A 21,775-nucleotide genomic window follows, 5' to 3' on the forward strand; every position below is an offset into this window, starting at 1 on the left:
CTGCAGATAAAGGTTATGACAGCGAAGCCTTGAGAGCATACGTGAAGTTAAAAGGTGGTGAAACCGTCATACCCAAACGAAACTATGGGCAAGATATCGACAAGGAAAGCGTTGATTGGTGCCTGTATAAGTATCGACATTTGGTTGAGAATGCTTTCGCAAGGATTAAACATTTTCGTTCAATATCAACGAGATATGATAAGTTAGCAAGAAATTACGCAAGTATGGTATCACTGGCGTTTACTATAATGTGGCTGCCGATATATTGCTGAATAAATTATGTACAGCAAAGATCAACAGCCCCTAGGAGTAAACAGAAATCCCCGAACGTGATAATTCCACTGCCCATGTATAGGACTGTGATGATGGGTCAAAGTTATGTATCACCCAATTCTGCTGTGTCCCTTCCTGATAACGACGCCCGATTTCAATTGCTAAGGCTGACTGGACAGACAAGAATAAGTGTATTTTTTTGCAACCTGGTATTGCAGATAACCTATCAATAATTTCACCGATCTTAGCTGACATCTCTTGTAAGTTACGCTGATTCTTTATCAGGTTCCTCGAAGCATCTTGTTCGGAATCCAACATAGTAATTGAGTTTTGGAACTCTTCAGGAATTTGACAGAAGTTTATAGGGGTACTAAGACCTATAGCTATTGCGGCATCACCTGAATCGCTGACCCTATCCACAAGGGGTGATTCCTTTAATTTGATCCCAGTGTACTCATCACACAATAGCGCATAACCTCCATTACTATGAAACTTATCAAAATATAAGATCTCCGCAGAAAGGTTTCTTAACATCGCACCATAAGCAACTAAAAATGGAATCCGGGCTAGCCCTCCTATATAAAGTTTTTGGCCTTTATCTTGAAGTATATGGCGCTTAAAAATATCAACTTCTAATTCGGCATTATATCGCCGGATTTGCTGCTCTATATTTTCAGACATAGTCTGGGGTACGCCTAGATGCACTGGCTCCCTGCAAAATGCTTTCTCGGATGGTTCCAGCACCTCATCAGGGAAGTCCGTAGAGACGCCAGGCATTGCTGAAATAATAACCCTAGCGGTATGGCGAAGTTTTTGGTTCCACTCAGAGAAAATTAGCATTGCACCCAAAATGAACAAAGCAACACTAAGGTACATCGCATATAAAGAAGGTTCTGTACCAGCCAGACTCAGAGTGTCGACAATATAGCCACTTTCAAGTTTCATGTTAAGTACACCAACCGAGAATAGGCCGGTTCCCAAAGAGGCGATGCAGGCTCTAACTCCCCATTTTGTTCGCGGATAAGATGTGCGTTTGAATTTTAATGCTGTAACAAACAACCATTTGAAGCGTTCCCACATAGTCAGCAATCTTCCTCAGAATTGATAGATAATTCGATTGTCTTTCCCTTATCGATGGTGTAAACGGATGTTTTCTTTCTGCCTACAACAATAAAAAACAATGGGCGGTCGGGATTGTCGCACTCATGGGTTCGCCAGTCAGTTTTATCCGGGATTGAGGGAATCGGAAAATCCTGAGGATGTGTATGCCAAGTTCCAACATAGCCTAACAGCTGATCTGAAGCGATATAGGCTTCGTCAATTTCTGTCTGGTGAGCCTGCGCATCTAGCTTGAACGTCGTTCTGGTTCTTTGATCAGATCCTTTTGGGGTGGTAAAAGTATCTATTAGTACTTCACCGCTCTGTCCATAATAACCAATGAGGAGTCCGGCAGACTCAACAGATGTAGATTTTTCCTGTCGATAGGAACACAGTTTTTCATTCAGAGTCAGTGGAAGGTGGAGAACTTTTCCACACTTGCTTTTATAGGTGAGAAATTTTTTAGGTCGACAAACGTCACATAAAGGATGTCGTAAAGACAGCTTTTTTAAAGAAGATGTAAAATTTCGATATCTTGTACTAAGATTGATCCCTTCACGCTCAGCGTCTGCGCTATCGCCTTTCCAGCTAACTTTTTTTGACTCACTGAGCTTTCCTTCTAGATATCCCACAGCTAGATCTGCAGCCAGAAGAGCTGTTTGTGTGGAGCTAATTGCACCATATGGAATAAACATCTCACCGCAACCAGCATAGTTTTTTACTATATTCTGTCCTGGTTCTATAAAGTTAAGGTTGGATGCTAAACCACGAACTCCACTGCTCGGTTCAACATACGCACAACGCAAGCATCCAAGTTGATGCGGAATATCTAAGACTGCATGTCCACCAATTCCATACCCTTCAAGCCAGCTGTATATTACAGGAGCTTTAACATCCGATTTCACCACATAATCATGAAACAAGCGTTCATGAGTAGGCCCCCCAATAGCTATGATAACGAGATCATACGCGTTTAAAATCTCTCGTTTTCTACAATTGAGCAAAGAGTTGCCATAACCGTAAGATTTTAGCCACGGAAACTTATGTTTCAGTTGAAAGGCCACAGCTAAAGCCTTAGGCCAGTTTATACTACCACCATCTAAAGTGTGACGGTAAAGATTAGACGTACTAAAATGATCAGGATCGACAATATCAATACGGCCAATTCCGGCAGATCCCAGCTTATGCGCTATTTCACTTCCCACGGAACCACTGCCAAATAAAATCACTTTCTTGCTATCAAGAGATGGGTTAGCACCGCTACGTGGTAGCATTAGTTCCTTGTTAAAGGCTTCAACAAAAATAGGTTCAACCTTCCACTGTTTGATCTTATCAAAGGTCAGAGGAAATGCCCGCTTTTTGTCTAAAGAAAGTTTTACCCCAACCCATGCTTTACCTGATGGCGTTACCACGTTTAGCACTAACCAGTACTCTTTAGCTCGAATAGGAAACAACTCCTTTTCTGCTCTAACTTTGATTTCAGGAGCTAAATTCTGAATAGCTTCCAACAACCACGCTTTCAATCCATCACCATCACGAGGAATATTCAGAACTACAGGTTGCAGAGAAAGAATACACCCTACAGCATCTTTTCGTCGTTGACGGGATTCAATTTTTAAAAATCGAGCTACATCTTGATCACTGCATTCATGTGGCAAGGCAGTGAAAGATGCAGGAATACTCATAACACTATTGGTTTGAATGGGTTGATAAATATCAAGTTGTGTAAAATGAGTAACTCGTGATGTGCAGTAAAGCGTCTTAGGCGATGAACTTAGTAAACTTTTGGTGTTCGCATACCAATTTGTACTAAACTCCCTAAGCAACTCACTCTGATTAAATTCAGAATCAGTTATAAGCATACTTAGCAGTTTGATATGACGCCTTATGGACTCTTCGAAAGCCAATTCTGGCCTTTCAAAATTGACGGATACAGAGTCCAGTTGGTTAACACAAATGTTCCCAAGCCCTTCAAAATTCGATGAAGGGAGAACATGAGCTAAAACACCAAAAGATGCATAGTCTTCCAAATAAAATTGTGGCAATTGCTGGAGTTCATTGATGCAAAAATGCACCAAAGTCATTAAGCGGCCTTTAATTTCAAAGTTTACAGAAATTGTCTCCAGCTCTGAATAACTCGAAGGCTGGACCTCAAATTCACTATCGAGGAAATACTCTAGAACAGTTTCGTAGTTCACATTTATGCACCTTGCGATGTACCGGACGCCCCTGCCGTGCTGAGGGGAGCGGCCCCAGCAGTCAGAAGTATTGATGTGGCCTTAGAAGATGATTGCTTTTCTTCTTTGGGTACTTCAAAATCGTCGCCAAACACTTTATTTAAGATCTCGCACTGTTTTCTTTCGTCCGTCTCATCCAAGGCTTTCTTAAGCTCTTCTTGAAGCTTAAGTAGCTTATTTCTAAGTTGGCCACCAACAGCTAGATCACTGCCATCAGCATTCCCTCCTCCTACCTTGTGTTGAAAAATATCGCGCTTAGGCGCCATGGGTAACCTAACAGAGACACGGTAATCGCTTGTGCCCCATGGAGCTGAAATATAATCAGCATCAAGAATCGCATCAACAGTGTTTTTCAAAGCCTGTAGATCGTTATCCACCTCTGCAGAAAATGGATTAGGATGGTATTGCTCTTTGACCATGATGGTTAGGCCAATCGAAAAAACCTTTTTCCTTACTCCTTCAGAATTAAAGTTCACATCTCGCCAGCGTTTAATATAGCGGATCAAACGCTTGAGTTGTTTGCGTTTTGCAGTAGCTCCAAAAACAAAATTATCAACACTATCAATCCATTCGATAAGGCCTTTTTGATCGGCTTCTGACCACTCTTTGTGTTCATTACTAGCCCCATTTTTACCGACAGCTAGATAATAAGTATCATTACTAAATAGAGATGTCTCTTTTTTGTATACCGTATAGTCAATATGCAGATTGATAGATTTGTAGTCAGCTGTCACGCACGGTTTCTTGATTCTAGGTTCTTTAAAATTTCGCTTATCCAGAATTTCTTTGATGGTTTTCTTTGGAGTAATCGGATCTTCAGGTGCATTTTCTGCATCAATAACGATTGCACGATCTATATCAAAATCACCGTCCAGACTATTAATAGCTGTGTTGACAGCAAATGATCCTTGCATAAAAGTATCGACCACGGGATAGCCTGCATCTTTAAAAGCGCTTTTGATTTCCTCGAGAATGCTTTTATCCTTTTCCTTTGCCTTTTTAAATCCTTCTGAATGGCTAGTTAGGTAGATTTTCTTATTAAACTTGTCGAAATAAGCTTGAATAGGCATTGAACACGATCTCCTTAACAATGGAATGAGCCAATATATTTACATGGGTATACGGACTGCGAAAGTACCGACCCAGTAAGAGACTTTTCTGTTTTAAATGCAGATGAATCCTGCAACGTTGCTACCACTAAAGAGGCAACCTGATTCGAAGTTTTCTTAGTGTTCATGAGTATTCCTCTCTTTAGTATCAGGTCAAAATCTAAACTCGCCATGCAATTAAAGCTCAAGGCGAATAATACGTTTTGATTTATATCAATCAATTTTACCCAGTGATAAGAATTGAACCATTCATAGATCTAGAACTCAAAAAATCAGCAAAAAAACACAATATATGGTAGTTAAATTTAAAACTCAATACAACATAATGCTATGTACAATGGATTTCAAGTTGCAATTTAGGGGGAAGTTTATGAATAACTTAAGAAATGAAAAAAATCGTTAGTAGCTACTTACGAGCTAATAGATAAAGGAACTGAGCTGAAAAAACGTACAATATAAAATTGGTATATTTATAAACCAGTCAAAAAATAAATTCCTTGACATTTTAGTAAAAACCAGAATCAGATTCATATATTTCAATATGAAACAATTTCCACAAAATTTATGCATAACTTGTTTATAAACAACCTTTTATTTTGCGCACTAAAAATATTAGAAAGTGACATATCAGTCTTCGTTAAGGCATGACCATAATTTAGTCAAAATTGTGGATATCATTCGAGGTCAAGGTGCTAGTATGGGACACAATCTAACTGACTCAATTCTGAACCAGAACCGGGCTGACACCCTTCTAAAACGAGCCGCAATTGCGGCTCGAAATCTAAATCACCAATAACTACACCATATGTTCCCCGTCAATCTCTTGATGGTAGCGCACGTAATGGGTGGTAATCAGGTTATTCAGATACAACAGCACATTGCGCAGCTCTTGACTATTGTGCCGCTGTTCGGCTTCAAAGATTTCTTCTAACTGACGCAGATATTCACGGGATTTCTGGGCAAATTCGTGGTTGTAAGGAATGGTTTCGTACATAGGTTGTCACCTCTTCTTGTGATGGATGATATCTCACCACACAAAGGTCTCAAACTTTGGGTGGCGAACTGGACAGGTTTGAGACAGCCGCTCACAAGAAACGGTGCGCCAAAGCGCCCCTATCCAGCCCACCATAATTCAGGTGTGCTGAAGTTACATGAAAACCTCAGCAAAGCTGGAGTTTTACATGTCTTGTGAAGAAAATACAGGGGTCTCAATCCCGGCACTGAATTTTGCCAGTGCATTCACAGGCTATCAGGTTTTATTTCGATAAAAGTATGAAAAAAGTATGAGATTTTGCGAGCTGGGAAGCATTGACTAGCTGACGTAGACGGAAGCGTGCCAGTACTTAGAACGCTTCCGTCAGATGAGGAAAAGGATGTCGATGCCTTGATCGGTTGTGATACCCAGTGCACTAGACGTTGCTATTACTCGAACTGTTGAATGAGTACATTCGAACTTCATCTCTGGCGAACCAACCTAGCCTCTCATAAAACTGTTGGGCATTGATATTGTCGTTATACACAAATAAATGAGTCTTCGGGATATCAATCTTAGCGAGAGAATTGATGGCTTGGTTTACTAATTCACGACCTAACTTTTTCCCCCGAAAATGCGGTGATACCGCCAGATGTTGTAGATAGCCTCTACGTCCATCTGTACCAACCAATACAGCACCAACAATTTCATGATTAATTTCTGCAACAAAGCTTAAATCAGGATTGCGCTCTAAATAGCGTGCAATATTTTCTCTTGAGTCCACATCCCGAATGCTCATGCCTTCCGTTTGCTCCCAAAGAGCGATTACTTCGTCATAGTCCGCGATTTTCATTTCACGAATTTTTACCACTTTATTTTCCTTACGTATCACGCCAGAACCGTTATCAAACAAACAACGTCTGGCAACCCTTGTCCATCTAAAATACCTTGGGTAACCCTTTCAGCCGTTCATTTCTAAAATAAGAACTTCTACGAGTTGTTTGGCGGTGAGTTCCCGAATCAAAGGGGCGCCCTGCCCGGCCCAATAGGCGGTATATTCATCTGTTCCTTGGTTGAGTGCGGCAAGCGATAGCTTTTTGGCGACATCGTATGCCAATGGGTAGTCCGGCACACTAGGCGCATGAGCAGATTCCAGAAATGAAGTAAACTTGTTGCACAGGCCTCTGGCCGCTCTGCCTGATATCCCCTCAATTAAAATAGTTTCTTGATTCCGCTCACTGAGTAGCATATCGCGATTCTTTTGGCTTGCAGCGGATTCCGGGCAGGTGATAAATGCTGTACCGAGCTGTGCAGCAGAAGCGCCCAGCGTCATAAAATGGTTGATATGTTTGCCGTTCATGATGCCACCGGCAGCAATGATCGGTACAGAAACATTGGCGACTAAAAGACTGACCAAATCAGCCGTGCTCAGTTTGTCGTCTTCGATGTCGGTATCCAATAGGGTGGAATCAAACGTTCCCCGGTGCCCTCCGGCTTCAATGCCTTGCGCGACTATCGCGTTTACACCGAGTGTTTCAATGTGTTTTGCTTCTTGCAGGTTGGTGGCCGTCGCTATCAGAAAGATACCTTCTTCCTTCAATCTCTTAATCCACTCTGCTGGCGGCAGCCCAAAGTGAAAACTAACCACCCGGGGTTTATGTTTGAGTAGTAGCAAAAACATCTCTGTATCGAGTATGAAGCTTTGATATATCTCATTTAAAGCGCTGGGTGGTTCAGCGCCTAACGCTTTGAAAAGAGGACTGATAAAATCTAACCATCGTGCTTCTTTGTGCTGATCCCGCTCCGGCTGTTTGTGACAGAATAGATTGACATTGAATGGTTGAGTCGTCAGTTTTTTCGTCTCTTTGAGCAGGATATCGGCTTGGTGAACATCGCTTGCACCCAGCGCAATAGAGCCCAAAGCACCGGCATTTGAGACAGCGGCGGCTAATGAAGGCGTAGAGATTCCCGCCATCGGTGCCTGAATGATTGGATGTATATTGAAACGGGAGGTCAGAGGGTTCTGTTTCATGGCGATTCACCTCAGGGTAAGTTGATCACTTGGCGCTGTAATTTGCTTTGAATATATCAGAATTGCTTGTGTGATTGCTGCCCCATGCTGTGCCGTTTTCCTTTCACGCCTGCGGCAATAGGCTCGATAGTAACATAGCCGCATATTTTAACTATCCCATTTGTAACGATGTCATTTGTAACGATGTCATGTTTAACTATGTCATTTGTAACTACGCCATAGTAACCTTGTCTCTCAGATTCGGCGTCGTGGCAAATTGCCCGTCTCCGGTGATCACGATTGCTTCCATGCCGTCAATCTGGTTAACGGTGGTTAAAATACGTCTGGCATCTAAGCCAAAAAGTTTGGTGGTATAGATGTCACAGTCCAACGAGTGATCCGAAATAATGCTTAAAGAAGCCACATTGTTATCGACCGGATAACCACTGTGACTGTCAAAAATATGGTGGTAACGATTGCCATGATATTGAAAGGTTCTCTCGTAGATCCCGGAAGTGACGACGGACTGATTTCTGATCTTCACCGTGGCGACACAGTGACCCCGGGGTAAAAAGGGATTCTGGATACCCACATCCCAATCGAGATGATGCTTCGGGGATTCACCATACACCAGCAGATTGCCACCAATATCAATCATGGCGGAGACGGGCTGCTTTTCTTTGAAGAAAGCCATGATTTGATCGCTGAAATATCCCTTCGCAATCGCACCCAGATCGATTTCCAGACCGGGCTTGGTAAAACAGACCGATCGTTGTGCATCGTTCAGCACAATATCCGCAGGATTTAAGCGCTCCAATACCTGCTGTATTTCGGTTGGGTCAGGCACCCTTGCCCCGGCAAAACCAATCCGCCACAGCTTAATCAACGGGCCAATCGCAATGTTTAAAAAGCTATCGGCATCAAGGCTGTGCTGCTTACCGATCTTGATTAATTCATACAAATCATGGTCAACGACGACGGGTTGATTCACGGCGGCGTTTTTCAACGCAAACAGTTGAGACTGCTCGCTGTTAGCGCTAAACACCGACTCATAGCGCCTCAACATGGAAACCGCCTGATTTAACCACTGTTCCGCCTGATGACCTTTAAAGTAAAGGCGAATGGTGGTGCCCATCAGCTTGATTTCTTGTGAGCCTTCAGTCATGTCTTTTCCTTTTCATCCCGTCAGTATGTCGCGGTGTCTTTGTAACGTAAAAATGAATCCACCAGCCCTTGCTCCATCACAGAAAGCGCCCTGCTGCTGTGATGTGCGATGAAATAATCTAAGTTCAATTGGTCAATCGGCAACGGATAAATATTGTACTGCTCAGGGCAAGGCGCGATGGTCAGGCTTTCAGGCACGAACGTGATCCCGCAGCCGGCCATGGCAAGATGTTTGACGGTGGCAATTTCTCTGCTTTCTAACACAATATCGGGCTTGATTTTGTAAATACTGAATAGATGATCCACCTGCGCTCTGATGGCTGACCCTTTCGCGGTTAAGACAAACTTTTGCCGCAATAAATCGTCCATCTCAATACTGCCCGGAGCAATCGTGGCCATACCGGCCTGATAGAGATCGCAGGATTTGGGAATCACGGCAAAATAACCATGCTTGCCCCATGACACAGCAAGCAGATTGGGCGCAATACTGCTTGCGTTCTGCCCGATCCAAAAGTCCACTTCACCTTTTTGCAGTCGCTTCTCATTGTTTTCCGGGATATCTTCCACCAGCTCGATTTGACAATCAGGATAGCGTTCCAGAAATTTGGGTAAAAACAGCGGGATCAGGTAGGTCCCAATACTGGTTAAGATCCCGATTTTGATGGTTTGCTTATCCTTGTCAGTGATGGCGGCAATTTGCCTGCGCATATTGGCGTGCACCGTATCGAGCGAGCCAAGATAGTCATAGTAAATCTTTCCCTGCTCGGTTAAACGGTAAGGCAGCTCACTGCGATTGATGATCTGACAATTCAATTCACTTTCGATCCGTTTAATCACTTGCGTCAGATAGGGTTGAGAGATGTAAAGGGACTCTGCTGCCTTGCTGTAATTGCTAAATTTAAGCAAGGCATCAATATAATATAAGGTGTGTTGATTGTGATATTTTGACATCTCATCCCCGGTTCTGCGCAACAACCCAGCCATGATAACAAATTACTTATTAAGGATGAATATATAGCTATTAGATAGATTTTTCATACTGTGTTAAAACAATATCCAGATATTAAATATGGTTTTTAACAGTATAGGAATCCACCGGATATGAACTACTTAGCTATCGTTGGCACGAATTCAGAAGTGTCAACAAACCGTATGCTACTGCAATTCATGCAACGGCACTTTCAAGCACAAGCACAACTGGAACTCTATGAGATCAGAGATTTGCCTGCTTTTTATGAAGCGGACGATGACCAAGTGCCTCAAGAAGTCACCAGCTTATCTGACAAGATTCGTCAGGCAGATGGCGTGATTATTGCGACCCCGGAGTATGATCACGCCATTCCGGCGGTGTTAAAAAGTGCATTGGAATGGATCAGTTATACCAGTCAGGCACTCACCGACAAGCCGGTTTTAATCGTCGGCGCGTCTCACGGCGCACTCGGCTCTTCACGCGCTCAAGCCCACCTTCGCCAGATTCTTGACTCCCCGGAACTCGCCGCACGCCTGATGCCCAGCAGCGAATTTCTGCTCGGAAAATCACAAGCCGCCTTTAATGACAGCGGCCAATTAATCGATGAACATAAGCTGGCTGAACTGGATGAGATTTTCAGAGAGTTTGTGCTGTTTACCGAGATGATAACCAAACTCTTATCAGAGAGAACCCTCATCAAAAAAGATAAAAAATACGCTTGGCAAACCCGGGAGGCATGAGAGCAATGAAATTTACAGCAATCGTCGGCACGACATCGCCAAAGTCCTACAACCGGACACTGCTGCAGTTTATGCAAGCGCATTTCAAGGACAAAGCAGACATTGAACTGTTGGAAATCGACCAAGTCCCCATGTTCAACCAAGACCAGCCGTCGACCAACCCACAACTCTTGGAAATCAATCAAAAAATTATCGCCAGTGACGGTGTAATTATTGCGACCCCCGAATATAACCACTCGATTCCTTCAAGCCTGAAAAGCGTGCTTGAATGGCTCAGCTACGAACTTCACCCGCTGGATGGCAAGCCAGTCATGATTCTCGGCGCGTCAATTGATGCTCAGGGCTCCTCCCGGGCGCAGTTGCACCTGCGTCAGATATTGGATGCCCCGGGCGTCAACGCTAATGTGATGCCGGGTTACGAATTCTTACTGGGCAATGCTCATCAAGCCTTTGATGACAAGGGGCAGTTGAACAACGAAGCAACCATCGACTTCTTAGAAATCTGTTTTTTACGATTTATGCGCTTTGCCAAGATCTCAAACCAACTGAATGTAGAAGAAGACTTCTCTTTCGCGCCGGGGACTTATGAAGTCCATGCCCTCGGTCACGGTGGTGCGCTGCCGATGCAGGTTTCCTTTAGCGAGAAGAAAATCGAAAGTATTCATATCGACACTGCCGGTGAGACAGAAGGATTGGCCGATGTAGTATTTGTCCGCATCCCGGACAAGATCATCGAGGGGCAAACGCTGAACGTGGATGCCCTGTCAGGCGCATCTGAAACCAGTCATGCCGTGATTGATGGGGTTGCCAAAGCCGTGAAACTGGCGGGCGTGAACCCGGATATCCTGAAAAAACGGCCCAAACCGGCCAGCAGCCTGAACCGTGACGATGAAGAATACAGCTGTGATGTGGTGGTGATTGGCGGCGGCGGTGCTGGTTTGAGTGCCGCAGCAACGGTTTTACAGGCCGGTAAAAATGCGATTGTGCTGGAAAAATTCCCGGCCGTTGGTGGCAACACCATTCGTACCGGTGGGCCGATTAATGCTGCCGACCCGGAATGGCAGCGTACTTTCGACGAGAACCCGGGGGAAAGACATACCATTGAAGCGCTGTTAAGCACCGATGAAAGCGAGATTCACCCGGAATATCTGGCTGATTTCAGAGCGCTGAAAGAAGAATTCGCGGCCTATCAGCAGCAGTTCGGTGATCAAAAAGGCTATCTGTTTGATTCACCACTACTGCACAGAATGCAGACTTATTTCGGCGGGAAGCGGACTGACCTTGAAGGCAACAGCATCTATGGACAATACGATCTGGTGAAAATCTTAACCGACCATGCGCTGGAAAGTGTGCAGTGGCTGGAAGAGATCGGAGTTGAGTATGACAAAGAGGTGGTGTTTGCACCGGTCGGAGCCCTGTGGCGACGCGGACACAAGCCCGTCAAGCGATACGGAACGGCCTTTATTCTTGCCTTAAGCCGCTATATTGAATCGATGTCAGGCACCATCCTGACCGATAGTCCGGCCAAAGAATTTCTCATCGAAGACGGTGAAATCAAAGGGGTGATTGCGACCGGTGTCAACGGCCAGAAGATCACAATTCATGCTAAAGCGGTTGTGCTGGCCAGTGGCGGTTTTGGTGCCAATACCAAGATGCTTCAACAATACAACACATACTGGAGCCACATTGCTGACGATATCAAGACCACCAACTCCTATGCGATGACCGGAGACGGCATTGTGCTGGGTCAGTCCGTCGGTGCAGGTTTAACCGGTATGGGCTTCACGCAGATGATGCCCGTCGCAGATCCGAATACCGGTGAACTCTTCAGCGGCCTTCAGGTGCCACCGGAGAACTTCGTCATTGTCAATCAACAAGGGAAACGGTTCGTTAATGAATTTGCCGGACGAGATGTATTAACCAAAGCAGCATTGGCAGAAGGCGGGCTCTTCTACCTGATTGCAGATGATGAGATTAAGAAAACCGCGGCGAACACCAGTCAGGAGAAAATTGACCGTCAAGTCGAAGCGGGAACGCTGTTCAGAGCCGATACCCTTGAAGAACTGGCCGTTCAGGTGGGCATGGAGCCCGATGTATTAGTCGAGACCATCAACAAATACAATCGCTATGTCGAGGCAGGACACGATCCTGAATTCCACAAGGATACCTTTAGCCTGAAAGTGGAAAAAGCGCCGTTCTATGCCACACCCAGACAACCGGCCGTTCACCATACAATGGGCGGGCTTAAGATTGATACCGCCACGCGAGTTCTGGATGAAAACAACCGACCAATCAAGCACCTGTATGCTGCGGGTGAAGTCGCCGGTGGGATTCATGCGGGCAACCGTCTTGGTGGTAATGCACTGGCAGATATCTTTACTTTCGGCCGCATTGCCGGAAAGACAGCCATGAGTGAAATGGACTAAGCAGTAAATTGAACTCAGCCGCGCGGCGTTCAAACAACGCGCTCAGGCAACCCAGAGAGAGCGAGTATTCCTCGCTCTCTTATTTCATCACTCTCAGGCACCCCTGCCTCAGACAAACCCCTGCCTCAGACAATGCACCGCCCTCCTTTCCGCCTTTAGAATGCCTCCCCGTCGCGCCTGCCCCATATTTGTTGAGTGCCTGTCCTGCATTTCGTTGGCATTATCCATCAGTTGGCAATTCCTCTCTCGGATCATGACAACGAGTCGTGATAAACAAGTCATGATAAACAAGTCGTGACAAATTTGACTCCGGGACAGAAAAACTGTAAATAAGAATACTTATCACTATCATAACCATAACGTTAACCAAGGCCTCTGAATGTGTATTCGCAGTGTTGCTGTCGTGAATAAAATTATTTTGAATTGTGCGCGCCTGCTTCCCCTCTGTCTGTTTGCCAGTTTTTTTTCCTATTCAGGAGAGATGACACCTCAATCAACACCTCGCTCTGTCACTCATGCGATGGGCGTCACGGAAGTGCCTCAGCGTGCGATGCGTGTCATCACTTTATTTCAGGGTGCAACAGACTCTGCTGTTGCATTGGGAATTCATCCGATCGGTGTTGTGGACGCTTGGGCCGAAAAGCCAACTTACCGCTATTTACGGGAGCCGTTAAAAGAGGCCGTACATGTGGGGCTGGAAACACAACCGAATCTGGAAACCATCGCGGCGCTGCATCCTGACTTGATTATCGGGTCGACATTTCGTCATGAGAAAATTTATGCGCAACTGTCACAAATTGCACCGACTGTTTTTACGGATAATGTTTCCGATTTTCAACAGACGCTGGCCCTGACCGCTCAGGCAACCGGACGTGAATCAGAAGGGAAAAAACGGTTAGAACAGTGGCAACACCGGGTCACCCGGATTCGAGCCGAGCTACAAAAGAGTGTTCCAGACTGGCCAATTACAGCGTCGATCATCAATGTCCGATCCGACCATTTACGTTTATATCTCCAAGAGAGTTTTCCGGGCATGGTTCTCAGTGCGATTGGCTTTCAATTACCCAAGATAAAGAATGCCGCTGGCTGGGGCATCAAACTGAAATCTAAAGAAGCATTACCTGCTATCAATGCCGATGTGTTTTTCATCATACCCCATGCCGACAATGCAGCGGTGAAACAGAACTTCGAAAGCTGGCGTCACCATCCGCTATGGCGGATTCTCAATGCCCCTAAAAATAATGCGGTGTACACCGTAGAAAGGACCAGTTGGTTATTGTCGGGCGGTATTTTGGGCGCGAATCAGATCCTCGATCAAATCGCGAATCGTTATCACCTGCAATCTGCCGTGAGATAGCGTGATTCTATGAGATTCAATCCATCGCATTATGGCTATTGCGCAGGTCTCGTTACCTTATCGCTCCTGCTACTTTTCATTGCATTCACCGCCAGTATGGCCGTGGGACAATATCCTATCCCACTCACCAACGTCTGGGGAGCACTCTGGTCAACCGATCCCAACGATATTGATCACATCATTCTCACCACCACCCGGTTATCCCGCAGCGTTATTGCCTGTTCAGTCGGGGCCGGGCTTGCGGTATCCGGCGTGTTGATGCAGTCATTGACCCGCAATCCATTAGCTTCTCCCGCTATTTTTGGTGTGAATGGTGGAGCGGTGTTCTTTATTGTTTTATTTACAGTGTATTTTGGCGTGGGGTCACTGGATGATTATATCTGGATCGCTTTTGCCGGTGCGGCATTCGCCGGATTACTCGTGTATGGATTAGGGTGTATGGGCCGTGATGGTTTGTCGCCAGTGAGGGTGGTGATTGCCGGTGCTGCCATTTCAGCCCTGTTTATGGCCTTTACTCAAGGGATTCTGATCATCGGGCAAGAAGGTTTGGACAGTGTGTTGTTTTGGGTTGCCGGCTCGGTTTCCGGGCGTGAATTATCCACGGTATCCCCCTTTTTACCTTATATTGCTGTCGCGATAATTTGCGCCATCTTACTGTCACCGCATATCAATATTTTGCTGTCCGGAGACGATATCGCAACAGGGCTGGGGCAAAATACCTTATTGCTGAAAATCGCCCTGAGTCTGTTGATCGTCAGTCTTGCCGGGATGTGTGTCTCCATCGCAGGAAACATTGGCTTTATTGGTTTGATTGTCCCGCATATGGTACGCGCACTGGTGGGAAATCATCATCAATGGTTACTGACGCTGAGCGCGATTTGGGGGGCGGTTTTATTGCTGCTGGCCGACGTCGTTGGTCGGTTCATTCTGGCACCGCAAGAGATCCCTATTGGCGTAATGACAGCATTACTTGGCGCACCTTTCTTTATTGTTCTCGCCCGGAAAGGTTATCGACATGAATAAAACATTCACGCTACGTCATCGTTGGCTGTCTTTTTCTGTGGCGTATTCAGATCTCATTGTCCTGTGTCTTTCGCTGCTACTCACTTTATTGGTGATGGGGTGCTCTTTATCCATCGGAACGTTAAATATCAACGTCAGTCATGCCTTGTTGAAATTGCTGCATCCTGACTCTGCTGAGCCATTTGTGATCGAAACCTTGCGATTACCTCGCATGCTGATGGCCGCATTGGTTGGCGCGGCACTCGGATGTTCCGGGCTGGTGCTTCAATCGATGATCCGAAACCCGCTTGCTTCCCCGGATATTATCGGCATTACCAGTGGCGCATCTGCCGCAGCAGTATGCTTTTTATCTTTTTTCCAAACGGTACTGAGCATCGAATGGTTACCCGTCTTTGCTATTTGTGGCGCGTTCTCTGCCAGCTTGCTGATCTATGTTTTGTCGTGGCGTCATGGGGTTACACCCATGCGCCTGATTTTAGTCGGTATCGGTGTATCGGCTGCGATGGGTGCGATTGTGACCTTACTGATTGCGGTCAGCTCAGAGTCAACCAGTCTCACGGCCTATGTCTGGCTGACCGGCAGTGTTTATGGTGCCAGTTGGCATGAGGTAAAAGCACTCTTGGTATGGGTATTGGTCAGTCTGAGTCTGTCTCTGTTTTTCGCTCGCCGAATCAATGCACAGGAGCTGGGGGATCAAACCGCGGTCGGCTTGGGGATTCCGTTGCAATCAACCCGGCTCAGCTTGTTATTTTTAAGTGTTTTAATGGCTGCGCCGGCTATCGCTTATGCGGGTGCGGTTAGCTTTGTGGGTTTAATCGCACCACATATTGCCCGTCGTTTTATCACCCGCAGTTTTGCGTTATTGATGCCAACGACGGCCTTCACCGGGGCATGTCTGGTGATGCTGGCTGATTTATGTGGCCGGACTTTATTTCAACCGTTAGACATACCTGCTGGTGTATTTGTCTCGGCTATCGGTGCGCCATTCTTTATTTATTTACTCTTCCGTCAACGTTTTTAAAACGAGATATCCAACAGAAATAGGTGGCTTCTTTGCAAACAACATCGCCATTAACCACAAAAAGCCTGTTACTTGGCTATGGAAAAAAACCAATTATCAACGGGCTTGATTTCGCGGTTCAACCTCATCAGATCACCGTTCTGGTCGGGGGAAATGGTTGTGGTAAATCGACCCTACTCAAGTCACTGGCACGTCTGCTCAAACCACAAGCAGGCGACATCTTTCTCTATGATAAGCACCTGAACAAACAGTCCGGTAAAGAGGTGGCTCGACGACTGGCGATTCTGCCACAAGGTCCCGTAGCGCCGGAAGGGCTATCTGTCGAACAATTAGTCAGACAAGGACGCTACCCCCATCAAAACTGGTTACAAAACTGGCGTGAAGCAGATGAACGGCTGGTACATCAGGCCTTGGTCGATACCCATATGCTGTCATTCGCCCAACGCCCCGTCGCTTCTCTGTCCGGCGGTCAGCGTCAACGAGCGTGGATAGCCATGGCTTTGGCACAAGATACCGATATCTTGTTACTTGATGAGCCGACAACTTATTTAGATCTCACCCATCAAATCGAAATTTTGGATCTGTTGTATGAACTGAACCAGAAACAACAGACAACCATTGTGATGGTCCTGCATGATCTCAACTTAGCCTGCCGTTATGCCCACCAAATGATTGCGATAAAGGATGGGGCAATTTTTCGTCAGGGCGCTCCCGAAGAGATTCTCGATGTCCATCTGGTTGAAACGGTGTTTGGTATGAAATGCCATATCATGCAGGATCCTCTGTTTGGTACCCCGATGTGTATCCCATATGGTAAAGGACGCTGTATTTCAAATGACATCAATCATGCATAGCAACAACCCGGCCTTCAGCCGTGATGAATGGGATAAATTGGGCGGACTCGGTCTAAGAGACAGTCACAGTGCGGCTTTACCATCGATTGATACCTGCGCGCTCTTGAACGATGACACATGCCTTGACGTGCTCAAACAAATCCAGCCTGAAATTGGTGCACCAGACTTAAAGGTGACCGCTTCTCTGGTTATCAAACGCATCGCTTTTCTCACCTTAGCGCCCATGCTTTATGCAATGTCTTGTTACAACAAGGGATTAGATGTCTCGATTGAGAATTGCATTTTTGAATACCCGTTAGAAAACCGATTGTGGCGTTCCAACATGCCACTTAAACATATCCAGGTCAGCTTGCCGTCTGACTTCCCATCGCCTATTCAATCGCCAGAGCGAGACACTTGGCGTCAAAGATTGTTAACGCAAGCCTTGCAAGGCAATTTGTCCTTATTAGTCAGTCAATTCCACCGCTTAACCCGTGTGCCGCAAGCCGTCTTGTGGGAGAACGTTGCCGTGCGTATTTTCGGCATTTATGAAAGACGCATCATGCCCAGCCTTTGCCACAACCAACAAATGACGCTCGCACAAGCTGATTTGTCCTATTTACTCAATCAGAGCACCACGGAAATATACAATACGCCGACCAATCCGATCGCCCGCTATTACGCGGATAAATCCATTCCCGACCACCAATCAGAACCAGTCAGGATTCGGCGGACGTGTTGCTATTACTATAAGGCAACCGAGCCCAAGATATTCTGTGGTAATTGCCCGCTGCTGTGTAAAGGAAAGGCAAAAGAAAGGTCAAAGAAAACCGGTCAAGAAAAGCAGTGATCAAAAGCAGTGATCAGCGATAAAACGTAACAACACGCCATCTCCGTTGAGTGAAGATAGCGTGTCAGACGATGCAATGCTTAGAAGTTTAGACCATATCCAATCGTGAGCGTCCGACCCCGACCTTTAAAATAAAAATCATCATTCTTATAAGCACTTTGTGAATAGTAAGTATAATAATCTTCGTTGAGCAGGTTAGCCACAGACACTTTTAACGTCCCGACTGGTAGCGTGTATCCCATTGAGGCATCCACTAGTGTGTAACCATCAAAATTGAGCGCCTCGTCATCAAAGGTTCTGTCAAAATTATGATTCGCCTGTAGCATGGTTGAAAGATCGTCGGTCCACTGTGCCGTCCAGGCCACTCGTAAACGATTCGGTGGGATGTCAGCCCCCGTCAGTCTGGTATCAACGCTGCCATCACCATCCGTGTCTGATTTTCCTTCAATATAAGAATAACCTGTCACAAATTTATGCTGCGCGTTGAACTGATAGCCCAATGTTGCTTCAACACCTTTGATTTCTTTCCTTTCTCGGCTGACCGTGTATAAACCGTCATTTTCAACAATACGGCTCCCTAGTTTTGATATTGACTCATAGTAACTGATTTCAAAATCAACCCGGTTGTGATGGAGACGCAAACCACCTTCATAGTTATCAGTGATGATCGGAGAGAGGTCTATCAAATGATCGACATCTTGCCCGGTTTTATTGACACCACGAAGTACTCGCCCGACATCCGGCATACCAAACCCTTGAGAGTAGTTGGCAAAGACACTGACACTTGGCGTCAACTTCAACACAGCGCCGGCGTTATATACCGTCTTGTCAAAGCTCGGTGAGCCACCGTTAACGGTTACGCCATTTTGAGCAGCAACTGTCTGATAAGTCGGAACTTTCAGTTTTGCATGCTCATATCGCGCACCGGCCTGAAGCACCAAACGCTCGAACGGTTTATATTCTAGCTGTAGGAAAGGCGCATAATTGTAATATGTAGTCTCTGGCACATACGTCCGTCCCGTCAAAATGAGATTCTGACTCGTGGTGTCTCTTAAAAGGTCGATTCCCCCGGTCAGATTCACGGTTTGATCAAATAACCCTTCCCTTGACAGACTGAACTTGGCACCCACCTTATCCGATTCATTTTGGGACTGGTCGTAAATCTTTTCCGTTGTGCTTGGATCTTGGAAACTGGATGATTTTGTTGCCCCGTAACGTCCTTCAAAGCTTTGATAAAATGTTTGGGCGGTTAAAGACATACCAGAAAAGTCAGTGTCGGTATAAACCAAACTGTAGGTTTGTACGTCGTTAAAGGGCGCTTCGCCAACCGGGGTCTTTTTCACAGAAGACGTCGCAATTCCTTTTTCCCGATCTCCAGACACACCGGTATAGTTCATTTGTCCTTTGATTTGATACCGGTTCACAGCCAATTGCAGGTTTTGACTGTCGCTAAACCAATAGCCTAATTTGACAAATCCGTCATAGCTACGAGAGTCCATCATGTCCCCGCGAACTGTCGCCGAGCCGACATCCCGACCATTAGCGTCTTCGTAAATCCCCTGAATATCGCCAGTGAGTCCGACTAAGTAGTCCCAATTATCTTGAGCGCCTTTCGCGTTATAACTTGCACGATAAGCGAGTGAATCCGTATCTGAGTGGTTCGTTGGCGTTGTTAATTGCACATCAAAATGCTGTTTCAGGGGTTCACTGACATTATTAGATTTAGTGATAAAGTTAATAATGGCCCCTGTCGCCCCCAGTCCGTGAATCGCAGTCGCACCATGAATGACTTCAATTCTTTCGACCATCGACAAATCAATCGTATGCGCTGAACGACTCCCCTCCCGTAATGGGTTCGACTGAGGCACACCATCAATCATATACAGAACTGACCGTCCTCTGAATGTCTGACTACTATTGTTGAGTTTCTGGGTATTTGGTGAATAGGCTGGCAATAGGCTGGATAATACCTGAGAACTATCACTGGTAATGGCGAGTTGCTGTTCAATTTGTTCTGACGTGATAATCGTGACAACTTGTGAAAAGTCTTCCTGAGCCAAGTGAGTCCGGCTCGACGTCACGACCATCGTTTCCGCCTGTTGCTCTTGAGCGACTGCATCAATGGGGATAAAGGCGGCAACCGATATCGGTAACCAAAGCTTTGTATTCAATGTGTTCATTTCAGACTGCCTTGTTCTTTTTTATTTACAATGCGCATTATAATGATAATTATTATCATTTCTATAAATAATATTAAAAAAGAACATCCCCTTCCCCGCTTTTGTCTTTTCTGACCTCGTGCTTGATCTTGAATGAAATGTGCTAATTACACAGCAAATGGTGTCCGTCAGGAGCGCGGCTGCCTACCAAGTCGCCCCTTCTGAATTGACCCGGACCCGCGGCATAATCAGCCACTACTCACTTTTCTATAAATCAGGTCGTCATACAGCGCGCCACCGATTTCGACATCTTTCTCGACGACTTCGTCACAGTGAAAACCGCATTTTAACAATACCCGTTCAGAGGCATGATTCCCCGCGGTGACATTGGCTTGAAAACGGTAAATCCCACAGTAGTCGGCAAATTCCAGCAAACCATTTAAAGACTCGGTTGCATACCCCTTCCCCGTATCGTGCGGCGCAATCATATAACCCAACTCAGCTACACCATCATTCAAATAAAATCCGGTGAGTCCGACAAGCCGATCGGTGGCGATTTCTTGCAACATCAGGCATAGCCAAAACTCAGATGTCGGTGTCCACAGCGGTAAACGAGATTCGAATCGCTGCCGAATGTGCGCCTCTGTACGGCGGTTAAAGCTGTATTGAATTGTTGCCGGGTCGGTTTGCAGGAAGTAAAAAAAATCCCAATCGGTGGCATTGATTTGTCTCATGTTCAACCGTTGGGTTTGCCATTCAATCGTCACGTTGATAATGCCTTGATTTTAAATGTGAACAATATTTCTACTGGGAACGAGGGTCGGATGTCAATAGGGTTTGTGATGATTGCAGTCGGAAGGTTTACAAAACCTTCAGTGACAGGTGTAAAAAAAGCCAACCACAAAATTGGGTAGTGCTCAAAATTGTGATTGGCTTTTTGCACATTACTGCAACGATGCCCGGCCTTCTTTAATCATCTGCTTCGTCAGCCATTGCTCATACTCTTCACGCGTCATTGGTGAAAAGCTTTCTCTGTCTTTGTACCAACTATAATGAGATTCAGCGAAATCTTGATATGTCCAGTCTTCACATTCTAAGGCATATTTGATACAGCAGTCTAAAGGAACAATGTCGATAATAATCAGGTATAAAACTTCCATATTCTCCGGCTCTGATGCCAGCTTCTGTACAAAGAAATCCACATAAGAAGGATGCTCTTGTAGAAAGTTCTCGATAACCCTATAGGAAGCTTCATCAAAATACTCACTCCGGTATAGCTTCTCAAGCCTCAATTCGAAATGATCCATTGGTTCTCCTTATTGATCCCAAGTCGGATGGATCAAGATAAAACGCGCTTTGCCCATCAATGTAACGATGCCCGACCTTCTTTAATCATCTGCTTTGTCAGCCATTGCTCATACGCTTCACGCGTCATTGGTGAAAAGCTTTCTCTGTCTTTGTACCAACTAAATTTACATTCAACAAAGTCTTCATATGTCCAGTCTTCACACTCTAAGGCATGTTTGATACA

At 45.6% G+C, this 21,775-nt stretch carries 19 protein-coding genes and 1 pseudogene; 8 read left to right on the forward strand and 12 right to left on the reverse strand.

Annotated elements, in window-relative coordinates; translation table 11 throughout:
• Nucleotides 1-2: 2 nt before the first annotated feature.
• Nucleotides 3-272 (forward strand): annotated as a pseudogene (locus tag OCV37_RS18110) (transposase); the annotation flags it as partial.
• A gap of 31 nt (nucleotides 273-303) precedes the next feature.
• On the opposite strand, the gene OCV37_RS18115 reads toward OCV37_RS18110, so the two are convergent.
• From OCV37_RS18115 to OCV37_RS18155, 9 genes are all read right to left on the reverse strand, one after another.
• Nucleotides 304-1,353 (reverse strand): SAVED domain-containing protein, encoded by a 1,050-nt coding sequence (locus tag OCV37_RS18115; protein WP_038181411.1) that lies wholly within the window; start codon nucleotides 1,351-1,353, stop codon nucleotides 304-306.
• Between the two features lie 2 nt (nucleotides 1,354-1,355).
• Nucleotides 1,356-3,569 carry a ThiF family adenylyltransferase gene (locus OCV37_RS18120; protein WP_051680549.1) on the reverse strand — a complete coding sequence of 738 codons (2,214 nt, stop codon included), beginning with the start codon at nucleotides 3,567-3,569 and terminating at the stop codon, nucleotides 1,356-1,358.
• 2 nt (nucleotides 3,570-3,571) lie between these two features.
• Complete coding sequence (locus OCV37_RS18125; protein WP_038181408.1) at nucleotides 3,572-4,678, reverse strand: nucleotidyltransferase domain-containing protein; 1,107 nt, start codon at nucleotides 4,676-4,678, stop codon at nucleotides 3,572-3,574.
• A gap of 14 nt (nucleotides 4,679-4,692) precedes the next feature.
• Complete coding sequence (locus tag OCV37_RS18130; protein ID WP_157634974.1) at nucleotides 4,693-4,845, reverse strand: hypothetical protein; 153 nt, start codon at nucleotides 4,843-4,845, stop codon at nucleotides 4,693-4,695.
• 668 nt (nucleotides 4,846-5,513) lie between these two features.
• Nucleotides 5,514-5,711 carry a hypothetical protein gene (locus OCV37_RS18135; RefSeq protein ID WP_038181404.1) on the reverse strand — a complete coding sequence of 66 codons (198 nt, stop codon included), beginning with the start codon at nucleotides 5,709-5,711 and terminating at the stop codon, nucleotides 5,514-5,516.
• Nucleotides 5,712-6,126: 415 nt separating this feature from the next.
• Nucleotides 6,127-6,561: a GNAT family N-acetyltransferase gene (locus OCV37_RS18140; RefSeq protein ID WP_038181401.1), complete on the reverse strand. Its 435-nt coding sequence runs from the start codon at nucleotides 6,559-6,561 to the stop codon at nucleotides 6,127-6,129.
• Nucleotides 6,562-6,651: 90 nt separating this feature from the next.
• Complete coding sequence (locus OCV37_RS18145) at nucleotides 6,652-7,722, reverse strand: NAD(P)H-dependent flavin oxidoreductase (RefSeq protein WP_038181397.1); 1,071 nt, start codon at nucleotides 7,720-7,722, stop codon at nucleotides 6,652-6,654.
• 211 nt (nucleotides 7,723-7,933) lie between these two features.
• On the reverse strand, nucleotides 7,934-8,866 hold the full coding sequence (locus tag OCV37_RS18150; RefSeq protein WP_038181394.1) for an FAD:protein FMN transferase: 933 nt from the start codon (nucleotides 8,864-8,866) through the stop codon (nucleotides 7,934-7,936).
• Nucleotides 8,867-8,886: 20 nt separating this feature from the next.
• Nucleotides 8,887-9,849 carry a LysR family transcriptional regulator gene (locus OCV37_RS18155; protein WP_261888144.1) on the reverse strand — a complete coding sequence of 321 codons (963 nt, stop codon included), beginning with the start codon at nucleotides 9,847-9,849 and terminating at the stop codon, nucleotides 8,887-8,889.
• A 117-nt stretch (nucleotides 9,850-9,966) separates the two neighbouring features.
• Here OCV37_RS18155 and OCV37_RS18160 point away from each other — a divergent pair, with 117 nt between their 5' ends.
• The 7 genes from OCV37_RS18160 to OCV37_RS18190 all read left to right on the forward strand — a co-directional run bounded on the left by OCV37_RS18160 (nucleotide 9,967) and on the right by OCV37_RS18190 (nucleotide 18,085).
• Nucleotides 9,967-10,575 carry an NADPH-dependent FMN reductase gene (locus OCV37_RS18160; RefSeq protein WP_038181391.1) on the forward strand — a complete coding sequence of 203 codons (609 nt, stop codon included), beginning with the start codon at nucleotides 9,967-9,969 and terminating at the stop codon, nucleotides 10,573-10,575.
• Between the two features lie 5 nt (nucleotides 10,576-10,580).
• Nucleotides 10,581-13,001, forward strand: coding sequence for a flavocytochrome c (locus tag OCV37_RS18165; RefSeq protein ID WP_038181389.1), 2,421 nt, complete (start codon nucleotides 10,581-10,583; stop codon nucleotides 12,999-13,001).
• 379 nt (nucleotides 13,002-13,380) lie between these two features.
• Nucleotides 13,381-14,358 (forward strand): ABC transporter substrate-binding protein, encoded by a 978-nt coding sequence (locus OCV37_RS18170; protein WP_211252053.1) that lies wholly within the window; start codon nucleotides 13,381-13,383, stop codon nucleotides 14,356-14,358.
• Nucleotides 14,359-14,367: 9 nt separating this feature from the next.
• Entirely contained in the window at nucleotides 14,368-15,381 is a 1,014-nt protein-coding gene (locus tag OCV37_RS18175) for a FecCD family ABC transporter permease (protein WP_038181386.1), read from the forward strand.
• A complete protein-coding gene (locus tag OCV37_RS18180; protein ID WP_038181383.1) occupies nucleotides 15,374-16,402 on the forward strand; it encodes a FecCD family ABC transporter permease in 1,029 nt (342 codons plus the stop codon). Before OCV37_RS18175 ends, OCV37_RS18180 begins: the two co-directional genes overlap by 8 nt.
• Before the next feature lie 32 nt (nucleotides 16,403-16,434).
• Nucleotides 16,435-17,256, forward strand: coding sequence for an ABC transporter ATP-binding protein (locus OCV37_RS18185; protein WP_038181433.1), 822 nt, complete (start codon nucleotides 16,435-16,437; stop codon nucleotides 17,254-17,256).
• Complete coding sequence (locus OCV37_RS18190; RefSeq protein ID WP_051680547.1) at nucleotides 17,249-18,085, forward strand: ferric iron reductase; 837 nt, start codon at nucleotides 17,249-17,251, stop codon at nucleotides 18,083-18,085. The genes OCV37_RS18185 and OCV37_RS18190 overlap by 8 nt, the downstream gene beginning before the upstream one ends.
• An 80-nt stretch (nucleotides 18,086-18,165) precedes the next feature.
• On the opposite strand, the gene OCV37_RS18195 is transcribed toward OCV37_RS18190, so the two are convergent.
• The 3 genes from OCV37_RS18195 to OCV37_RS18205 form a co-directional block, all read right to left on the reverse strand.
• The gene (locus OCV37_RS18195) at nucleotides 18,166-20,265 is read right to left on the reverse strand and encodes a TonB-dependent receptor (protein WP_038181381.1); all 2,100 of its coding nucleotides are present in this window, start codon (nucleotides 20,263-20,265) and stop codon (nucleotides 18,166-18,168) included.
• A gap of 227 nt (nucleotides 20,266-20,492) precedes the next feature.
• Nucleotides 20,493-21,011, reverse strand: coding sequence for a GNAT family N-acetyltransferase (locus OCV37_RS18200; RefSeq protein ID WP_169739366.1), 519 nt, complete (start codon nucleotides 21,009-21,011; stop codon nucleotides 20,493-20,495).
• Nucleotides 21,012-21,188: 177 nt separating this feature from the next.
• Entirely contained in the window at nucleotides 21,189-21,551 is a 363-nt protein-coding gene (locus OCV37_RS18205) for a hypothetical protein (RefSeq protein WP_261888145.1), read from the reverse strand.
• Between the last annotated feature and the right edge of the window lie 224 nt (nucleotides 21,552-21,775).

It is taken from the genome of Vibrio rhizosphaerae (assembly GCF_024347095.1).
Taxonomy (GTDB): domain Bacteria; phylum Pseudomonadota; class Gammaproteobacteria; order Enterobacterales; family Vibrionaceae; genus Vibrio; species Vibrio rhizosphaerae.

What these genes read in the sequence shown, in the direction of transcription:
- OCV37_RS18205 (WP_261888145.1), bottom strand. Translation starts at nt 21,551, where the DNA reads ATGGATCATTTCGAATTGAGGCTTGAGAAGCTATACCGGAGTGAGTAT.
- OCV37_RS18130 (WP_157634974.1), bottom strand. Translation starts at nt 4,845, where the DNA reads ATGAACACTAAGAAAACTTCGAATCAGGTTGCCTCTTTAGTGGTAGCA.
- OCV37_RS18165 (WP_038181389.1), top strand. Translation starts at nt 10,581, where the DNA reads ATGAAATTTACAGCAATCGTCGGCACGACATCGCCAAAGTCCTACAAC.
- OCV37_RS18175 (WP_038181386.1), top strand. Translation starts at nt 14,368, where the DNA reads ATGAGATTCAATCCATCGCATTATGGCTATTGCGCAGGTCTCGTTACC.
- OCV37_RS18135 (WP_038181404.1), bottom strand. Translation starts at nt 5,711, where the DNA reads ATGTACGAAACCATTCCTTACAACCACGAATTTGCCCAGAAATCCCGT.
- OCV37_RS18160 (WP_038181391.1), top strand. Translation starts at nt 9,967, where the DNA reads ATGAACTACTTAGCTATCGTTGGCACGAATTCAGAAGTGTCAACAAAC.
- OCV37_RS18190 (WP_051680547.1), top strand. Translation starts at nt 17,249, where the DNA reads ATGCATAGCAACAACCCGGCCTTCAGCCGTGATGAATGGGATAAATTG.
- OCV37_RS18195 (WP_038181381.1), bottom strand. Translation starts at nt 20,265, where the DNA reads ATGAACACATTGAATACAAAGCTTTGGTTACCGATATCGGTTGCCGCC.
- OCV37_RS18145 (WP_038181397.1), bottom strand. Translation starts at nt 7,722, where the DNA reads ATGAAACAGAACCCTCTGACCTCCCGTTTCAATATACATCCAATCATT.
- OCV37_RS18155 (WP_261888144.1), bottom strand. Translation starts at nt 9,849, where the DNA reads ATGGCTGGGTTGTTGCGCAGAACCGGGGATGAGATGTCAAAATATCAC.
- OCV37_RS18170 (WP_211252053.1), top strand. Translation starts at nt 13,381, where the DNA reads ATGTGTATTCGCAGTGTTGCTGTCGTGAATAAAATTATTTTGAATTGT.
- OCV37_RS18180 (WP_038181383.1), top strand. Translation starts at nt 15,374, where the DNA reads ATGAATAAAACATTCACGCTACGTCATCGTTGGCTGTCTTTTTCTGTG.
- OCV37_RS18125 (WP_038181408.1), bottom strand. Translation starts at nt 4,678, where the DNA reads ATGCCTATTCAAGCTTATTTCGACAAGTTTAATAAGAAAATCTACCTA.
- OCV37_RS18115 (WP_038181411.1), bottom strand. Translation starts at nt 1,353, where the DNA reads ATGTGGGAACGCTTCAAATGGTTGTTTGTTACAGCATTAAAATTCAAA.
- OCV37_RS18150 (WP_038181394.1), bottom strand. Translation starts at nt 8,866, where the DNA reads ATGACTGAAGGCTCACAAGAAATCAAGCTGATGGGCACCACCATTCGC.